Raw genomic sequence first — 15,208 nt, 5'->3', positions numbered from 1 at the left:
TTGAGAGTCTTGATGGTGGGGGACGTCGTCGGCAAGCCGGGGCGACGCATGGCAGCCCGGGCGATTCCCCTCCTCCGTGCCAAGTACGATCTCGATCTGGTGGTGGTCAACGCCGAGAACGCCTGTGGCGGGTCGGGGATCAATCTCAGCGGCTACAAGGAGATCGCTCAAGCGGGTGCCGACGCCTTTACGATGGGCGATCACATCTACAAGAACCGCGACATTCACACGCTCTTTCGCGACGAGAAGCCGATCTGCCGCCCCGCGAACTATCCTGAGGAGGCGCCGGGGCCCGACCATCTCGTCGTCAAGAGTCGCGACGGCGTTCGCGTGGCGGTGATCAGCTTGACGGGGCGGCTCTTCATGAAGGCGTGCGATTGCCCATTGCACGCGGCCGATCGGGTTCTCGCTCAGCTTTCCGATGACGTTCGGGTCGTGCTCGTCGACATCCACGCCGAGGCGACCAGCGAGAAGCAGACGGTGGGCCGTCACCTCGCCGGGCGCGTCAGCGCCGTTGTCGGAACCCATACGCATGTCCCCACGGCCGACGCCACGGTCTTTCCTCCAGGAACGGCTTACTTGACCGACTTGGGAATGACGGGGCCTTACGAGAGCATCATCGGTCGCCGGCACGACCGCGTCGTCAAGACCTCGTTTACCTTCGAACCCTCCTACTTCGATGTCGCCAACGGCGATCCTCGTCTCAGCGGCGCCCTGATCGACATCAATGGCGATTCCGGCCGGGCCCGTTCGATCGAGTTGATTCACTTGAGCGAAGTGGCGGTGGCCGAACTCGAAGCCTCCGCGGAGGGTGCGGGTTCATGAGCGGAGAGGTGCCGCCTCTCGCGCCGGGCGCTTCGTCCTCACCTGTCCCGGCCGAGGTCCTGACGGTCAGCGAGCTCACCTACGTCATTCGCCAGCAACTCCAAGCGACCTTCGCGGAGTTGTGGATCGAGGGCGAAGTCTCCAACTTCCACCGAGCCGGTTCGGGGCATCTCTACATGACGCTCAAGGATGAGCAGGCTCAGCTTCGGGCCGTCATGTGGCGAGGAGAGTCGTCCAAGTTGCAGTTCGACCTCGCCGACGGGATGGCGGTCCTCGCCTTTGGCTCGATCGACGTCTACGCGGCTCGCGGACAGTACCAACTGCGGATCCATCGGTTGCTTCCGAAGGGAATCGGCCCGCTGGAGCTCGCTTTTCGTCAACTTCGCGACCGTTTAGCGTCCGAAGGGCTCTTCGATCCAACCAAAAAGCGTCCAATTCCGACATTTCCGAAGCGAATCGCGCTCGTGACGAGTTCGCGTGGGGCCGCGATCCGCGACTTTCTGGAGGTCACCGGTCGACGGTGGCAGGGGGCGGAAATCGTCGTCCTTCCCGTCGCGGTCCAAGGAGAGCGGGCGCCCGAGGAGATCATCCGGGCGCTGGCCGACGTGGCCCGACTCGACGTCGATCTCGTCATCTTGATTCGAGGTGGGGGGAGTTTGGAGGATCTTTGGGCCTTCAACACCGAGTCGGTTGTCCGTGCGATCGCGGCTTCGCCGGTCCCGACGGTGACCGGGATCGGGCATGAGATCGACGTCACCATCGCGGACATGGTGGCGGATCTGCGGGCATTGACCCCGAGCGAGGCGGCCGAAAGGGTCTTTCCCGACGCGGCGGCGTTTCGCGTCGGGCTCGCGGCGCAGCAAGATCGCCTACTCGGAGCCCTGCGGCGACGACTCGAACTCAGCCGCGAGCGCGTCGCCCGACTGGGAGCCTCGGCGGCGTTGTCACGACCGCTCAGCATCCTCGAATCGCGGGCTCGGGACGTCGACGATGCGGAGGCCGCTCTCGCACGCGGCATCTTGTATCGCTGTGAGGATGCCAAGCAACAGCTCGCTCGGTGGGGGCAAGCCCTCGACGCCCTCAGCCCGCTCGGCGTCCTCGCCCGAGGTTACTCGCTGGCCAGTCGAACGACGGACGGCACCCTGATCAAGAGCGTCAAGGAGGTGGCCGTGGGAGAGGAGATCGACGTCCGCGTCGCCGATGGCGTTCTCAAGAGCACCGTGAAACAGGTAGAGACCGATCATGAGCACGAATGAATCGACGCCCCCCGCGAACTTCGAAGAGGCCCTACGGTCGCTCGAAGGGATCGTCCAACGTCTGGAGCGGGGCGAGGGGAGTCTGGACGAGAGCCTCGAAGGGTTCGAGGAAGGGGTGCGGCTGCTTCGCTATTGTCGGGCGTCGCTCGATACCGCCGAGGGCCGGATTCGCGAGTTGGTCGATATCGACGAGCATGGAACCGCGCGGCTCCGAGACTTCGAGCACGAAGCGACTTTCGAGGGCCAGGCGAAAGCCAAGCCGAAACGGGCGCGGAAAAAGAAGCCTGCTGTGGAGAAAAGCCCCGAAGATGACGACGCTGTCGACGAGTCGGAGAGGCTCTTCTGACGGGGCGCCCCGTCGAATGCCCATACATCCCTCGCCGTCGTTCGCGGGACGATTGCCTAGGCCGGGCTAGGCCGCGATCGCGCCCGGCTCGCGGATCTCGGCGAGAGCCTGCTCGATGCGTTCAAAGGGTTCGAGCCAGTCGAAACCCTCCGCGGCCAGCTTTTGGATCTTGTCGAAAGCCGCGCGATCGTAAGGGTATTCGTCGTGGACTTCGATCCGAAAGGGCCGCGAATCGGGCTCCTCGGGTTTCGCTTGGGTCTCGAGCAGGCAGGAGACGGGAGCGGGGATGTGTCGTCGCAAGTCGAGTAATGGCATGCGGTTGACGACGATGATGCGAGGCGCGGTCGACTGCCGGTTGGTCATCGGTTTGGCGATCACTTCCGCTTGGATGTAAGAGTCGAACGAGGGGCCGTAGAGCAGCCGTTGTTGATGGCTGACGCGCAGTTCCGAGGTATAGTGGAACTCCAGGGGCCGGCCGAATTCCGTCGTGAGCAAGTAACCTCCTCGCAGGGCCGTTTCGTCGACGGGTCGCACCGTCAAGAAGCCGATCACGATCGATTTGGAACTTGGACTGCCCATGTGGTGGCTCCCGCACTAGTCGATTTCATCCACACCCGGTGTCATTGGTCGGGCGGAATATGTACACTTTTTCGGCGAAGCGGATGAACCAATTTAGCGTTTTGCGTTCCGGGCGATCTTCTCAATGTCCGAACGATTCCTTCAGCGATCCTTGATTTTGGGGACCTGGAGGGATATTCAGCATCGCGTCCAAACGCGTTGGTCAGGTTTTCTCAAGGGGTATGCCCCAGCATGGATCGCATCGCCATTGTCCTCGGTTTGACGTTGCTCGTCACCGGTTGGGGAATCGCCGAAGCCCTCTTGCATCTACGCTCGCTCTTGCGAATTCCCTTCCGGATCCACGTCAACGGAACACGGGGCAAGTCGAGCGTGACGCGGCTGATCGCGGCGGGGCTGCGGGCGGGTGGGATTCGCACCTGCGCCAAGACGACAGGTACGCTGCCGCGGATGATCATGCCCGACGGAAAAGAATACCCAATCTACCGGCCTTCTCGGGCCAACGTGATCGAACAAGTCCGCATCATCGACAACGCCCGCGAGATCAAGGCCGAGGCGATGGTCATCGAGTGCATGGCGCTGATTCCTTTTCTGCAGTGGCTCAGTGAGTTGCACTTGGTACGTGGGACGCATGGAGTGATCACCAACGCCCGCGCCGACCACCTCGATGTCATGGGCCCGGACGAGACCGACGTCGCCAAGGCGCTCGCGGGCATGGTCCCCCGACGCGGCAAGCTCTTTACCGCTGAGCGGCGTCATCTCGACATCTTCCAAATGGCCTCGGATGATCGGGGCACGCAGTTGATTCCGATTACCGCCGAGGAGGTCGCGGGCATCACCGAGGAGGATCTTGGCGGGTTTGTCTACACCGAGCATGCCGAGAACGTCGCGCTCGCGCTTCGCGTCTGCGAGGACTTGGGCGTCGACCGCGCGACCGCGCTGCGGGGCATGTGGGAGGCATCGCCCGATCCGGGAGCGATGACGACGCACCAGCTCGATTTCTTCGGCCGCTCGGTCATCTTCGTCAACGGCTTCGCGGCCAATGATCCGGAATCGACCGAACGCATCTGGGACATGGCCCTCCAGAAGCATCCAGGAGTCTCCAAACGCGTGGCCGTGTTCAACTGCCGAGCCGATCGTCCCGACCGTTCGCTGCAGTTGGCACGGGCGTGTGTGACGTGGACGCCCGCGGACCACTACGTCCTGATCGGGACGGGAACGTACATCTTCGCCAAGTTCGCGACCGAAGCGGGACTCGATCCCCTGCGGGTCATCTTCGCCGAGGATCGGCGCGTCGAGGAGATCTTTGAGTCGATCCTCGATCTTGGCGGCAAGTCGTGTTTGGTGATGGGGATGGGAAACATCGGGGGGCCGGGCCTTCCCTTGGTCCGCTTCTTCCGCAATCGCAGCACTTATCAGGAGGCGAGTGCCTCGACATGATCGACATGTTGGCGTTGTCCATCGGCGTTGGGCTGGTGGTCAGTCTACTCTTCTCGGAGCTGTTCGGTCTCGCGGCCGGCGGCATGGTCGTCCCCGGCTACTTCGCGCTCTTCCTGACGCGACCGGGGGACATCCTGCTGACGATCCTCGCCTCGGTCGCGACGTATGTCATCGTCCACGCCCTGTCGTCGACGATGATCATCTACGGCAGACGCCGCACGGTGTTGATGATCCTCTTCGGCTACGTGATCGGCATCCTGGTGAGCATGATTCCGACAGTGTCGTTCTCCCCGCCGGGCGAACCGGCCTACGAGGCGATCGGGTTCATCATTCCGGGGCTCATCGCGATCTGGATCGACCGCCAGGGGCTGGTCGAAACGCTCAGCACGCTCTTGATCGCGGCGGTCGTCGTCCACTTGATCCTCATCATTTGCCTCGGGCCGGAGTTCACGGGATGAGAAGGCTCTACTGGCGTCCGCGGGCCGTCTCGCAGTCGGTCCTCGTCTTGATCTGCATCTTCTCGCTGGGCGGACTCCTCGCGGTCCGTTCGTTCGAGACCACCGTCAAGACGCCGTACTTCGACAAAAAGATCGCCGCCGCCGAACTGGCGCGCGACGCGATGGACGCGATCAAGCAGGAGCGACTGCGGCGCGGATTCTCCATCGACCCGTCGATCGACCCCTCGCGCAGCGGCATGATCGGCGAAGCGATGAGCGACGTCACCTCCGTGCCCGGGCATCTCCCCTCGAAACAGACGAGCATCAATCCGAACTTCGCCGCGGTGGTCGTCGACATGCTCACCCGGGCGGGTGTTCGCGAAGGGGACTTCGTCGCAGTCGGCTTCTCGGGGTCCTTCCCGGCATTGAACACCTGTGTCTTGGCGGCGCTGAAGACGCTGAACCTCCAGCCGGTGATCATCTCGAGCGCTTCCGCGTCGCAGTTCGGCGCCAACATGAACGACTTCATTTGGCTCGAGATGGAACGCGTCCTCTACGAACGCGAGATCATGCCCTTCCGCTCGGCGGCCGCGTCGCTGGGTGGGATGGATGACGAGGGGGGCGGACTTTCCGAGGGGGGCGCGAAGATCCTTAAGAACCACATCCTCGAGAACCAGATCCCCCTCATCGAGCCGAACTCGTTTACCGAGAGTCTCGACTCGCGGATGAACATCTACCGCGAGCGAAGCGGCGAGGACAACATCGCGGCCTACATCAACGTCGGTGGCGGCACGGTGTCAGTCGGTCGTTCGGCCGGAAAGAAGGCGTTTCGCCCCGGCCTCAACATGGGGGCGAGCCATCACGCCCTCTCGATTGACTCGGTGATGAGCCGGTTCGCCCGCAACGGGATACCGATCGTCCACATGTCGAGCGTGATGGACATCGCCGAGGACTATGGGCTTCCTCCCATTCCGACGCAACTTCCCGAGCCGGGCGAGGGCGGCGTTTACGTGCGCCGCGAGCCGAGCAAGCTCTTCGCGTTGGCGGTGCTGGCCGCGATCTTCTTTAGCCTCTACGTCTTCGTGCTGTCGGATCTCGGCTTCCGCATCCTCACGACCTCGTCACGCAAGAAGGAGATGTCTTCTCCCGAACCGATGATCTGATCGGGGGCAGGCCTCGTAGGGCAGGTCTTGACCCACCATGGGTGCCGACAGTCATTTGTGTCAGGCAATGGCCTTACCTACGGTCTTCCGAGTAGGGTGGGTCTTGACCCACCACTGGCAAGGATTGGATCGTAGGGTGAGCCTTGGTCCGCCAAGAGGGCTCGCCTACACGCCGACGAAGATCCATCCGTCGCGAATCTCGACGGGAAACGTATGGGCGGACTGGCCGCGAATCGTGACGCAGCGGCCGGTCGTCACTTTAAATCGCCAGCCATGCTCGGGACAGACGAGCAAATCCTCCTCGAGGGTTCCCTCTCCCAAATTGCCGGTCAAATGTGGGCAAAAGTTTGAGAGTGCGTGGATCGTTCCGTCATAATTGCAAAGGGCAACCTTTGTTCGGTCCGCTTCGGCCATCCGGACTTCGCCCAGGGGCAATTCTTCCACCCGCATGACACGAACAAACTCAGGCATGGCGTTGCTTCCCGCGATTTTCGCTTCCCGTCGGCCGGCCACCTCGCCGGACTCGATAGGTCTATCCTATCAACGGCTTCGCCTCCTCGCCGTCGGCATCGTCATCGCGTGGACGGGTTGTTCGGACGCCCAGAACGCCGGTCGGCTCGAGCAGGTCTGGGGGGAGCGCGGACTCATTCCCGGCACGTTCGCCAAGCCGAGGGCGATCGCGATCAACGACGAGGATGAACTCCACATCGTCGACATGCGAGCCATGATCCAAGTCTTCACGCCCGAGGGAGAACTCCTGCAACATTGGACGACGCCGACCCACGAACTCGGACGGCCCAGCGGTCTGGCGTTCAATCGCGACGGCCATCTTCTCGTCGCCGACTCGCACTATCATCGGATTCTCGAATACGACCCTAAAGGGGAACTCGTGAGCGTCCTCGCGGGCGAGGAAGGGGAGGGGCCGCTGGTCGGGCGATTCGGCTACATCGGCGACATCGCCACCGATTCCCAGGGCAACCTCTACGTCGCCGAGGCGATCCAGCAGGAACGCATCACCAAGCTTTCGCCGGAAGGGGAGATTCTCGGTGAGTGGGGCGGTCGGGGAGCCGCGGAGGGGCAGTTCCAACGCGTTCGGGCGCTGGACGTCGACGAGCAGGACCGGATTTACGTCGCCGATGCCTGCAACCACCGCATTCAGGTGTTCACTCCCGAGGGCGAACTCTTGCGTGTGATTGGCGAGCAGGGGTCGGACTTGGGGCAACTCTACTACCCCTACGACGTCTCGGTCGCGCCGGACGGCACGATCTACGTCTGCGAGTACGGCAACCATCGCGTTCAGCGGTTTTCGCCCGAAGGGGAGTCGCTCGGCACCTGGGGCAAAGCGGGACGGCAACCCGGCGAGCTTTGGAACCCTTGGGCGCTCGCCGTCGATCATCAAGGACGGGTTCACGTCGTCGACAGCAACAACAACAGAGTGCAGCGGGTCGTCTTCTGATGATGGATGGCACCCCAAGATCGTTGCCACCCGACCTCCGTCTGTTTGCTCCGCCACCATCTGATGGTTACCCCCGGTTGCTTCGCTACCGGGGCGGCGCAGCCGCAAGAGGCCTCGGCCGAGGTGGTCGAACTGTGGTCGAGGATGTGTTCTCGGTGACGAAGTCGTCGAGCGATCGTTCGACTGCCATGACTTCCCCCTATGCCCACGCAAGCGCGGGCATCCAGGGTTTGATGGGCATCCAGGGTTTGATGGGCATCCAGGGTTTGATGGGCATCCAAGGTTTGATGGGCATCCAAGGTTTGATGGTTACCCCCGGTTGCTTCGCTACCGGGGCGGCGCAGCCGCAAGAGGCCTCGGCCGAGGTGGTCGAACTGTGGTCGAGGATGTGTTCTCGGTGACGAAGTCGTCGAGCGATCGTCCGACTGCCATGACTTCCCCGCATGCCCACGCAAGCGCGGGCATCCAAGGTTTGATGGGCATCCAAGGTTTGATGGGCATCCAGGGTTTGATGGGCATCCAGGATTTGATGGTTACCCCCGGTTGCTTCGCTACCGGGGCGGCGCAGCCGCAAGAGGCCTCGGCCGAGGTGGTCGAACTGTGGTCGAGGATGTGTTCTCGATGACGAAGTCGTCGAGCGATCGTCCGACTGCCATGACTTCCCCGTATGCCCGCGCAAGCGTGTAGGTCTCTCTGGATGCCCACGCAAGCGCGGGCATCCAGGGTTTGATGGGCATCCAAGGTTTGATGGTTACCCCCCGGTTGCTTCGCTACCGGGGCGGCGCAGCCGCAAGAGGCCTCGGATGAGGTGGTCGAACTGTGGTGGAGGATGTGTTCTCGGTGACGAAGTCGTCGAGCGATCGTCCGACTGCCATGACTTCCCCGTATGCCCACGCAAGCGCGGGCATCCAGGATTTGATGGTTACCCCCGGTTGCTTCGCTACCGGGGCGGCGCAGCCGCAAGAGGCCTCGGCCGAGGTGGTCGAACTGAGGTCGTGGATGTTTTCTCGGTGACGAAGTCGTCGAGCGATCGTCCGACTGCCATGACTTTCCCGTATACCCACGCAAGCGTGTAGGTCTCCCCGCATGCCCACGCAAGCGTGTAGGTCTCTCTGCATGCCCACGCAAGCCTGGGCATGACACCCATGGCACGAAACAACCCTGATCCAACGGTGGGACTACTCGGTGCCGAGTTGGCGATTGTACTTCACGCGTTCGCGGTCGTACTTGATGAGCTGGTAGCGAATCTTTCGGTGCATGCGTTCGATGGAGAGTTGAACGCGGACGAAGAAGCGGCGGATGCCTCCGCCGGCGATGGGGGTCTCTTGTTCGCTGTAGCGGTCGGTGAGACGGCGCGAGGCACCGGGACGAAAGCGGCGGATAAGCGGGTCTTCGATCGACACGAAGAACTGGGCACTCCCCGGATCGCCTTGCCGGCCGGCGCGGCCGACGAGCTGATTGTCGACACGGCGGCTCTCGTGGCGTTCGGTGCCGATGACGTGAAGTCCCCCAGCGGCGGCGACGTCGGGGTGGAGCTTGATGTCGGTCCCGCGGCCGGCCATGTTCGTCGCGACGGTGACGCGTTTGGGCTGACCGGCTTGGGAGACGATCGCCGCTTCCTGCTCCTCGAACCGGGCATTGAGGATGACGTGCTCGATGCCGGCATCGTGGAAGAAGCGGCTGAGCAATTCGCTCTTTTCGATGGAGCGCGTACCGATGAGCACGGCGCGTCCCTTTTCGACCATCTCCTTGGTCGACTGGGTGATCGCCGCGAACTTCGCCTTCTCGCTGCCGAAGACCATGTCGGGCAGTTGGGCGCGGATACAGGGCTTGTTGGTCGGTACCTTGAGCGCGGGCAAGTCGTAGACTTGGGCTACTTCAAGAGCGTCGGTCATGACGGTGCCGCTCATCCCCGCGAGCTTCTCGTAGCGGTTGAAGAAGATCTGGTAGGTCGTGCGGGCGAGGGTCTCGGTTTCGCCCTTGATCTCGAGTTTCTCCTTGGCGGAGACGGCTTGGTGGAGGCCTTCCTCCCACTGGCGCCCCGGCATCTTGCGGCCGGTGTTTTCGTCGACGATGACGACCTCGCCGTTCTCGACGACGTAGTCGACATCGCGGTGGAAGATGACGCGAGCCTTGAGGGCCCGCAAGGTCGACTCGTGCCAGTCGATGCGGTGTCCACTCTTGCTTCGTTTACCGCCGAGCAGTCGGGTGAGTCGTTGCTCCCCGGCGCGGAGCCATTCGATCTTCTTTTCCTTGCGATCGAACGTGTAGTCGATGTCCTCGACCAACTCGGCGGCGACCGCGTCGGCGGCCATAAACTCCTCGGCGGTTTCCTCGTCGACCGGCGGCGCGTTGGCGATGATCAGCGGGGTGCGGGCTTCATCGATGAGGATACTGTCGGCTTCGTCGATGATACAGTAGTGGAAGTCAGGGCGCTGGACCTTCTGGACGCGGAGGTCGTCGAGTCGCTTGCCGAATGAGAACCAGTTGTTCGACTTGCCGCGCAACTGGTCGCGGAGGAAGTCGAAGCCGAGGTCCTTATTGGTCGCGTAGGTGATCGACGCGCGGTAGGCGAGTTGCCGTTCCTGGGGCTTGGTGTCGGTGATGATGCAGCCGACGGTGAGCCCGAGGAAGCGGTGGATGCGTCCCATCTCCTCGGCATCACGTTTGGCGAGGTAGTCGTTGACGGTGACGACATGGACCCCGCGATCGGTCAGCGCGTTGAGAAACGAGGGAAGGGTGGCCAGGAGCGTCTTACCCTCTCCCGTGGAAGCTTCGATCACATGGCCGTGGTGCAGCGCGATGCCTCCTAGGACCTGGACCGGGAAGTGCTTCATGCGAAGCAGACGCCAGGAGGTCTCGCGAACCAACGCGTAGACGGGCACGAGTAGGGAATCGAGGGCGCGACCGTTGACCGCCTCTTGATGGTAGCCAGCGGCCAGACGCTGGAGTTCGGCATCGGAGACGTTGGCCAGATTCTCGGTCGCGTCAAGGACTTCCGCGACTTGCCGGCGGTACTGCGCCATCTTGACCGATTGCCACGCGGAGACGTTGCGAAAGGTCGAGAGATAGGACCGGTAGACGTATTCATCGTCCAGGTCGAGTGGCATAAGATTGGTTCCATTGCTCTGCGCCACGGACAAGCCGAGCGTTGCCGCTGTCTCAAGATCCGTTGTACGACCTTGCCCTTATCGGTGCATTCCTTAAATCGGGCAGAGGGCTTCGGCGACGATTCTAGCGCCGTTTATCATCCGGAGAACGCGACCATGCGTGTACTACTGGCCGACTATCAGTGGTCCGATCTTGACATCGAAAACGAACTGCTCGCCAAGGCCGGCCACGAATTGGTTGTCGCTCCCGATCAGCGTGAAGAGACCTTCAAGTCGCTCGCCGCCACCGTCGACGCCATCATGACCTGTTGGGCGCAGATCCCCGCGAGCGTGATCGACGCGGTCCCCGACTGCAAGGTGGTCGCCCGTCTCGGCATTGGTCTCGACAACATCGACGTCGCTCACTGCACGGCGAAGAAGATCCCCGTCACCAATGTCCCCACCTACTGCGTCGAGGAAGTGGCCGAGCACGCGTTGGCCCTGTTGCTCTCCTTTGCCCGCAACGTCGCGTTCTTCGACCGCGAAGCCAAGCAGGGCATCTACTCCCTCTCCAACGGTCCCAGCATGCGTCGGATCAAGGGTCGGGTGCTGGGTATCGTCGGATTCGGCCGCATCGGTCAATCGTTGGCCGAACGTGCATTGGGAATCGGGATGAAGGTGCTCGTTCACACCCGTTCCCCCTACAAGGGTAACCTCCCGGTCAAGGGAGTGCCGTTCGATCAACTACTGGCGACGTCTGATTTTGTGTCAATTCACGCTCCATTGACGGAGCAGACGCACCATCTCTTCGCCGCCGAGACACTCGGGAAGATGAAGCAAGGCTCGTTTTTGATCAATACCTCACGCGGCGGGCTGGTCGATCACGCGGCGCTCTTGGACGCGATCGAATCGGGCCATGTGGGTGGGGCGGGGCTCGACGTACACGATCCCGAACCACCGACGATGGAGGAACCGCACCTCAAGCATCCTCGGGTGATCGTCACTCCTCATGCCGCATTCACGTCCGAGGAGTCGTTGGCGGACTTGCGCAACACGTCGACGTGCCAAGTCATCGATGCCCTGGCTGGGCGTCGTCCGCTGAACGTCGTCAATGATGTGATCTACGATTAAAGGGATGAGAGAACCTCATCCCTTGAAGAGAGTCATCGCTCCGATCGCTCCGAGGAACGATCGGGAAGCTGGCTTGACGCTGATTACGCGCCCATTTTCGTTTGAGCGAGGGCGTTGACCCGCTTGGTCAGGCGCGACTTGTAGCGGCACGCCGTGTTCGGGTGCAGGTAGCGACGCACCGCGCACTTGTCGAGCTTCTTGTAGACCAAGCGAAGATTCGTCCGGGCCTCGTCAAGGTTTTCTTCCTTGATGGCCTTGAGGAAGTGCTTGATCTGCGTGCGCAAGTCGCTCTTGACGTGGCGGTTGCGTTCACGACGGGCGAAACTCTGGACGAGTCGCTTTTTGGCCGATTTCGTGTGCGGCATAGTCTGCTGTCTTTCCCGGTTCCTTCATGGTGGACCGACTCGATGGTCCAACCCGTATCAGTGTTTGTGGTTGGCGTAGCAAACAGGCATTATAGATCCGCTCTTGCCGATGACCAGCCCTTCCTTGTCCTTCCTGTGGAGAACTTACTCCCGTGGCCACTGCTCCTTCCCGTCTTGCCGTGGTTACCAGGTCCAACCTGGTTGAGTCGGAACATTGGGGCCATCTGGTCGTCGCCGATGCCGCTGGAACGCGGCTCTTCGAACTCGGCGATTCCCGCGCGCCGACCATTCTCCGGTCGACCGCGAAACCGATCCAGGCGATGACCTGTGTACGCTTGGGATGCCCGTCCGCGTTCGATTGGACGTCGCGAGAGTTGGCAATCGTCGCCGCTTCGCACGCGGGCGAACCGGATCATTTGGCGGCGGTCCGCTCGCTTCTCGCGAAGGCCCATCTCTCGTCGGACGACCTTCGCTGTGGGACGCATGCACCATTCAGCCACCATCAAGCCAACGAGTTACGTCGCTGGAGGCGGCCGCCGTCGATCTTGCACCACAACTGCTCCGGCAAGCATGTCGGCATGTTGAGCGCCGCGCGGCTCCGGTCTTGGCCCATCGCCACCTACTTCGATCCCGGTCATCCCTTGCAGAGAGAGCACGTCGCGACACTCGAACAACTGACCGGACTCGCCGGCGACGAGATCGGAATCGCGATCGATGGTTGCGGGGTGCCGACCTTTCGGATTCCCCTCGTTTCGTTGGCCCAGGCGTTCGCTCGGCTCGCCAGCGGTGACGTCGGGGGCAGAGAAGATGTCGCCACCGCTGCTTGCCAGGTGCGGGAGGCGATGCTCGCCGAACCGCGGTTCGTCTCCGGGAGGGGGCGACTCGATTCTCGGGTGATGGAGCACGCCGGCGGAGTCCTCATCGCCAAGGGGGGGGCCGAGGGTGTCTACGCGGCGGGCCTTGTCGAGCGGGGACTCGGCATCGCGATCAAGATCGCCGACGGTTCCGAACGTGCCCATCCCGCCGTCCTTGGTCGACTGCTCCGACAGTTCCTTCCAGACATCGACTGGACGGCGATCGACCGAGAGTTCGGCGTCCGGTTCCGTGATCCTTTCGGCCAAGAGGTCGGCGCGATCGAGGCCGCCTTCTGACTTCGTTTGCCCCGATTTAGTGTCTTGATTGGCAAGTTCGTTCCATGAAATCCCAGCGCTCAGATCGTGCGGGAGACTGCCCAATCACAGGTGTGTCCCACGTACCCACGGCGAGCGTGGTCCTTTCACGCATGCCCACGGCGAGCGTGGTCCTTTCACGCATGCCCACGGCGAGCGTGGGCATGATACCCAAGATGTTTTGGGGCAATAAATTAGCCAATCACGACCCTAGCGAGTCAGCTTCTTGTACTTGATGCGATGGGGCTGATCAGCGTCCTTGCCCAGACGCTCGAGCCGTTGCTCGTGATAGGTTTGGTAGTTGCCCTCGCACCAGTGAACGTAGCTGTCTCCCTCGAACGCGAGGATGTGCGTCGCGATCCGGTCGAGGAACCAGCGATCGTGGCTGACGACGATGGCGCATCCCGGGAAATTCAGGATCGCTTCCTCCAACGAACGGAGGGTGTCGACGTCGAGATCGTTCGTTGGTTCGTCGAAGAGGACCACGTTGTTGCCATCTCGGAGCAGCTTGGCGAGCTGCACGCGATTGCGCTCTCCGCCGGAGAGGATGCCGACCTTTTTCTGTTGCTCGGTGCCTCGGAAGTTGAATTGCGAGACGTAGGCCCGCGTATTGATCCGCCGGTTGCCGATCTCGAAGAACTCCTGATCGTTGGAGATCTCTTCCCAGATCGACTTGGAGCTATTGAGCGAGTCGCGGCTTTGGTCGACGTAGCCGAGTTTGACGGTTTCGCCGATGCGCAGCGTGCCGGAGTCGGGCGTTTCCTCGCCAATGATCATGCGAAAAAGGGTCGTCTTGCCGGCGCCGTTGGGGCCCAAGACGCCGACGATGGCTCCCGGAGGAATCCGGAACGAGACATCCTCGAAGAGCAAGTTGTCGCCGAACGATTTGGAGAGGCCCTCGGCCTCGATGACCATGTCGCCGAGGTGCGGTCCGGAGGGAATTTGCATCTCGAAATCGTCGTTATTCGCCTCGGCCGCCTCGGCCTCGAGCTTCTCGAAGGCCTGCACACGGGCCTTGTTACGTTTCATCCGTGCCGGGGGCGTCATCTGAATCCACTTGAGCTCGCGCTCGAGGGTCTTCTGCCGAGTGGTCTCGCGTTTCTCTTCGAGGAGGAGCCGAGACTTCTTCTGTTCGAGCCAGGCGGCGTAGTTGCCCTTGTAGGGAATGCCACGGCCGCGATCGAGTTCCAGAATCCACTCGGCGGCGTTGTCGAGGAAGTAGCGATCGTGGGTGACGGCCACAACCGATCCGGGATACTCCGCCAGATGCCGTTCGAGCCAATCGATCGACTCGGCGTCGAGATGGTTTGTCGGTTCGTCGAGCAGCAGCAAGTCGGGGCGTTCGAGCAGGATCTTGCAGAGCGCGACCCGGCGCCGCTCTCCGCCGGAGAGGCTGGTGACGTCGGCGTCCCCAGGGGGGAGTCGCATCGCGTCCATCGCGATCTCGACGCGACGATCGAGCTCCCAAGCGTCGCAGGCCTCGATCTTCTCTTGCAGTTCCGCTTGCTCCTCGAGCAGTTGGTTCATCTCGTCGTCGGAGAGGGGTTCGCCCAGTTTCTCGTTGACGGCGTCGTAGCGATCGAGCAGCGCCTGGATGGGGGCGACCGCGTCCATGACGTTGCCCAGGACGTCCTTTTCGGGATCGAGCTGAGGTTCCTGGGAGAGATAGCCGACGGTGAAGTCTTTGAGGAGTTCGGCGGTTCCCTCAAACTCCGTATCCTCCCCCGCCATGATGCGAAGGAGGGAACTCTTCCCGGCGCCGTTGCGGCCTAGGACGCCAATCTTGGCTCCGTGGTAAAAGGAGAGAGAGACATCCTTGAGCACGTATTTCTCGCCATGCTTGCGCGAGAGTCCTTCCATGCGAAAAATAAAACGCTCGGCGGCCATTGCCATCCTTCCAGCACTTCTCGGAACCGTGGATCGTGAACTATTCGCAACCATTTCTACGGAACGGG

Annotated in this window: 15 protein-coding genes; 10 read left to right on the top strand and 5 right to left on the bottom strand. The window is 62.2% G+C overall.

Translation table 11 applies throughout. From position 1 onward, the window contains the following. The 3 genes from Pan216_RS00680 to Pan216_RS00670 are packed head-to-tail and all read left to right on the top strand — an operon-like array spanning nucleotide 1 to nucleotide 2,427. Nucleotides 1-825: a TIGR00282 family metallophosphoesterase gene (locus tag Pan216_RS00680; RefSeq protein WP_419193112.1), complete on the top strand. Its 825-nt coding sequence runs from the start codon at nucleotides 1-3 to the stop codon at nucleotides 823-825. Beyond that, nucleotides 822-2,081, top strand: a complete 1,260-nt coding sequence (gene xseA / locus Pan216_RS00675; protein ID WP_145253405.1) for an exodeoxyribonuclease VII large subunit — start codon at nucleotides 822-824, stop codon at nucleotides 2,079-2,081. The genes Pan216_RS00680 and xseA overlap by 4 nt, the downstream gene beginning before the upstream one ends. After that, nucleotides 2,068-2,427, top strand: coding sequence for an exodeoxyribonuclease VII small subunit (locus tag Pan216_RS00670; protein ID WP_145253403.1), 360 nt, complete (start codon nucleotides 2,068-2,070; stop codon nucleotides 2,425-2,427). The genes xseA and Pan216_RS00670 overlap by 14 nt, the downstream gene beginning before the upstream one ends. A 66-nt stretch (nucleotides 2,428-2,493) precedes the next feature. On the opposite strand, the gene Pan216_RS00665 is transcribed toward Pan216_RS00670, so the two are convergent. Beyond that, entirely contained in the window at nucleotides 2,494-3,006 is a 513-nt protein-coding gene (locus Pan216_RS00665) for a hypothetical protein (RefSeq protein ID WP_145253401.1), read from the bottom strand. Nucleotides 3,007-3,237: 231 nt separating this feature from the next. Between Pan216_RS00665 and pgsB the strand changes: the two genes are divergently transcribed. The 3 genes from pgsB to pgsW are packed head-to-tail and all read left to right on the top strand — an operon-like array spanning nucleotide 3,238 to nucleotide 6,043. Next, nucleotides 3,238-4,443 carry a poly-gamma-glutamate synthase PgsB gene (pgsB, locus tag Pan216_RS00660; RefSeq protein ID WP_145253399.1) on the top strand — a complete coding sequence of 402 codons (1,206 nt, stop codon included), beginning with the start codon at nucleotides 3,238-3,240 and terminating at the stop codon, nucleotides 4,441-4,443. Continuing rightward, nucleotides 4,440-4,901 (top strand): poly-gamma-glutamate biosynthesis protein PgsC, encoded by a 462-nt coding sequence (gene pgsC / locus Pan216_RS00655; protein WP_419193111.1) that lies wholly within the window; start codon nucleotides 4,440-4,442, stop codon nucleotides 4,899-4,901. The genes pgsB and pgsC overlap by 4 nt, the downstream gene beginning before the upstream one ends. Further along, nucleotides 4,898-6,043 (top strand): poly-gamma-glutamate system protein, encoded by a 1,146-nt coding sequence (pgsW, locus tag Pan216_RS00650; protein ID WP_145253397.1) that lies wholly within the window; start codon nucleotides 4,898-4,900, stop codon nucleotides 6,041-6,043. Before pgsC ends, pgsW begins: the two co-directional genes overlap by 4 nt. A gap of 165 nt (nucleotides 6,044-6,208) precedes the next feature. On the opposite strand, the gene Pan216_RS00645 is transcribed toward pgsW, so the two are convergent. Then, nucleotides 6,209-6,514 carry a Rieske (2Fe-2S) protein gene (locus tag Pan216_RS00645; protein ID WP_145253395.1) on the bottom strand — a complete coding sequence of 102 codons (306 nt, stop codon included), beginning with the start codon at nucleotides 6,512-6,514 and terminating at the stop codon, nucleotides 6,209-6,211. On the opposite strand from Pan216_RS00645, the gene Pan216_RS00640 reads away from it, so the two are divergent. Together Pan216_RS00640 and Pan216_RS00635 are read left to right on the top strand one after the other, a co-directional pair. Continuing rightward, nucleotides 6,513-7,499 carry an NHL repeat-containing protein gene (locus Pan216_RS00640; protein WP_145253393.1) on the top strand — a complete coding sequence of 329 codons (987 nt, stop codon included), beginning with the start codon at nucleotides 6,513-6,515 and terminating at the stop codon, nucleotides 7,497-7,499. The two genes, Pan216_RS00645 and Pan216_RS00640, sit on opposite strands and share 2 nt — an antisense overlap. 155 nt (nucleotides 7,500-7,654) lie before the next feature. Continuing rightward, nucleotides 7,655-7,900: a hypothetical protein gene (locus Pan216_RS00635; protein WP_145253392.1), complete on the top strand. Its 246-nt coding sequence runs from the start codon at nucleotides 7,655-7,657 to the stop codon at nucleotides 7,898-7,900. A 777-nt stretch (nucleotides 7,901-8,677) separates the two neighbouring features. On the opposite strand, the gene Pan216_RS00630 is transcribed toward Pan216_RS00635, so the two are convergent. After that, nucleotides 8,678-10,609, bottom strand: coding sequence for a preprotein translocase subunit SecA (locus Pan216_RS00630; protein ID WP_145253390.1), 1,932 nt, complete (start codon nucleotides 10,607-10,609; stop codon nucleotides 8,678-8,680). A 156-nt stretch (nucleotides 10,610-10,765) separates the two neighbouring features. Here Pan216_RS00630 and Pan216_RS00625 point away from each other — a divergent pair, with 156 nt between their 5' ends. Then, nucleotides 10,766-11,719 carry a C-terminal binding protein gene (locus Pan216_RS00625; protein WP_145253388.1) on the top strand — a complete coding sequence of 318 codons (954 nt, stop codon included), beginning with the start codon at nucleotides 10,766-10,768 and terminating at the stop codon, nucleotides 11,717-11,719. 83 nt (nucleotides 11,720-11,802) lie between these two features. Here Pan216_RS00625 and rpsT read toward each other — a convergent pair whose 3' ends face one another. Next, a complete protein-coding gene (rpsT, locus tag Pan216_RS00620) occupies nucleotides 11,803-12,084 on the bottom strand; it encodes a 30S ribosomal protein S20 (RefSeq protein WP_145253386.1) in 282 nt (93 codons plus the stop codon). A gap of 152 nt (nucleotides 12,085-12,236) precedes the next feature. Here rpsT and Pan216_RS00615 point away from each other — a divergent pair, with 152 nt between their 5' ends. Next, complete coding sequence (locus Pan216_RS00615; RefSeq protein ID WP_145253384.1) at nucleotides 12,237-13,235, top strand: asparaginase; 999 nt, start codon at nucleotides 12,237-12,239, stop codon at nucleotides 13,233-13,235. A 228-nt stretch (nucleotides 13,236-13,463) separates the two neighbouring features. Here the strand turns inward: Pan216_RS00615 and ettA are convergent, their stop codons facing one another. Beyond that, nucleotides 13,464-15,140, bottom strand: coding sequence for an energy-dependent translational throttle protein EttA (gene ettA / locus Pan216_RS00610; protein WP_145253382.1), 1,677 nt, complete (start codon nucleotides 15,138-15,140; stop codon nucleotides 13,464-13,466). Between the last annotated feature and the right edge of the window lie 68 nt (nucleotides 15,141-15,208).

The organism is Kolteria novifilia (assembly GCA_007748055.1).
GTDB classification, from domain to species: domain Bacteria; phylum Planctomycetota; class Planctomycetia; order Kolteriales; family Kolteriaceae; genus Kolteria; species Kolteria novifilia.
Note: the sequence above shows the minus strand (reverse complement) of the source record. Positions and strands in the feature narration are given on the sequence as shown.

Bases quoted from the DNA above. Each gene is read 5' to 3' on its own strand.
- Pan216_RS00630 (WP_145253390.1), bottom strand. From the start codon at position 10,609: ATGCCACTCGACCTGGACGATGAATACGTCTACCGGTCCTATCTCTCG.
- pgsW (WP_145253397.1), top strand. From the start codon at position 4,898: ATGAGAAGGCTCTACTGGCGTCCGCGGGCCGTCTCGCAGTCGGTCCTC.
- ettA (WP_145253382.1), bottom strand. From the start codon at position 15,140: ATGGCCGCCGAGCGTTTTATTTTTCGCATGGAAGGACTCTCGCGCAAG.
- Pan216_RS00640 (WP_145253393.1), top strand. From the start codon at position 6,513: ATGGCGTTGCTTCCCGCGATTTTCGCTTCCCGTCGGCCGGCCACCTCG.
- Pan216_RS00670 (WP_145253403.1), top strand. From the start codon at position 2,068: ATGAGCACGAATGAATCGACGCCCCCCGCGAACTTCGAAGAGGCCCTA.
- Pan216_RS00645 (WP_145253395.1), bottom strand. From the start codon at position 6,514: ATGCCTGAGTTTGTTCGTGTCATGCGGGTGGAAGAATTGCCCCTGGGC.
- Pan216_RS00625 (WP_145253388.1), top strand. From the start codon at position 10,766: ATGCGTGTACTACTGGCCGACTATCAGTGGTCCGATCTTGACATCGAA.
- rpsT (WP_145253386.1), bottom strand. From the start codon at position 12,084: ATGCCGCACACGAAATCGGCCAAAAAGCGACTCGTCCAGAGTTTCGCC.
- pgsC (WP_419193111.1), top strand. From the start codon at position 4,440: ATGATCGACATGTTGGCGTTGTCCATCGGCGTTGGGCTGGTGGTCAGT.
- Pan216_RS00665 (WP_145253401.1), bottom strand. From the start codon at position 3,006: ATGGGCAGTCCAAGTTCCAAATCGATCGTGATCGGCTTCTTGACGGTG.
- pgsB (WP_145253399.1), top strand. From the start codon at position 3,238: ATGGATCGCATCGCCATTGTCCTCGGTTTGACGTTGCTCGTCACCGGT.
- xseA (WP_145253405.1), top strand. From the start codon at position 822: ATGAGCGGAGAGGTGCCGCCTCTCGCGCCGGGCGCTTCGTCCTCACCT.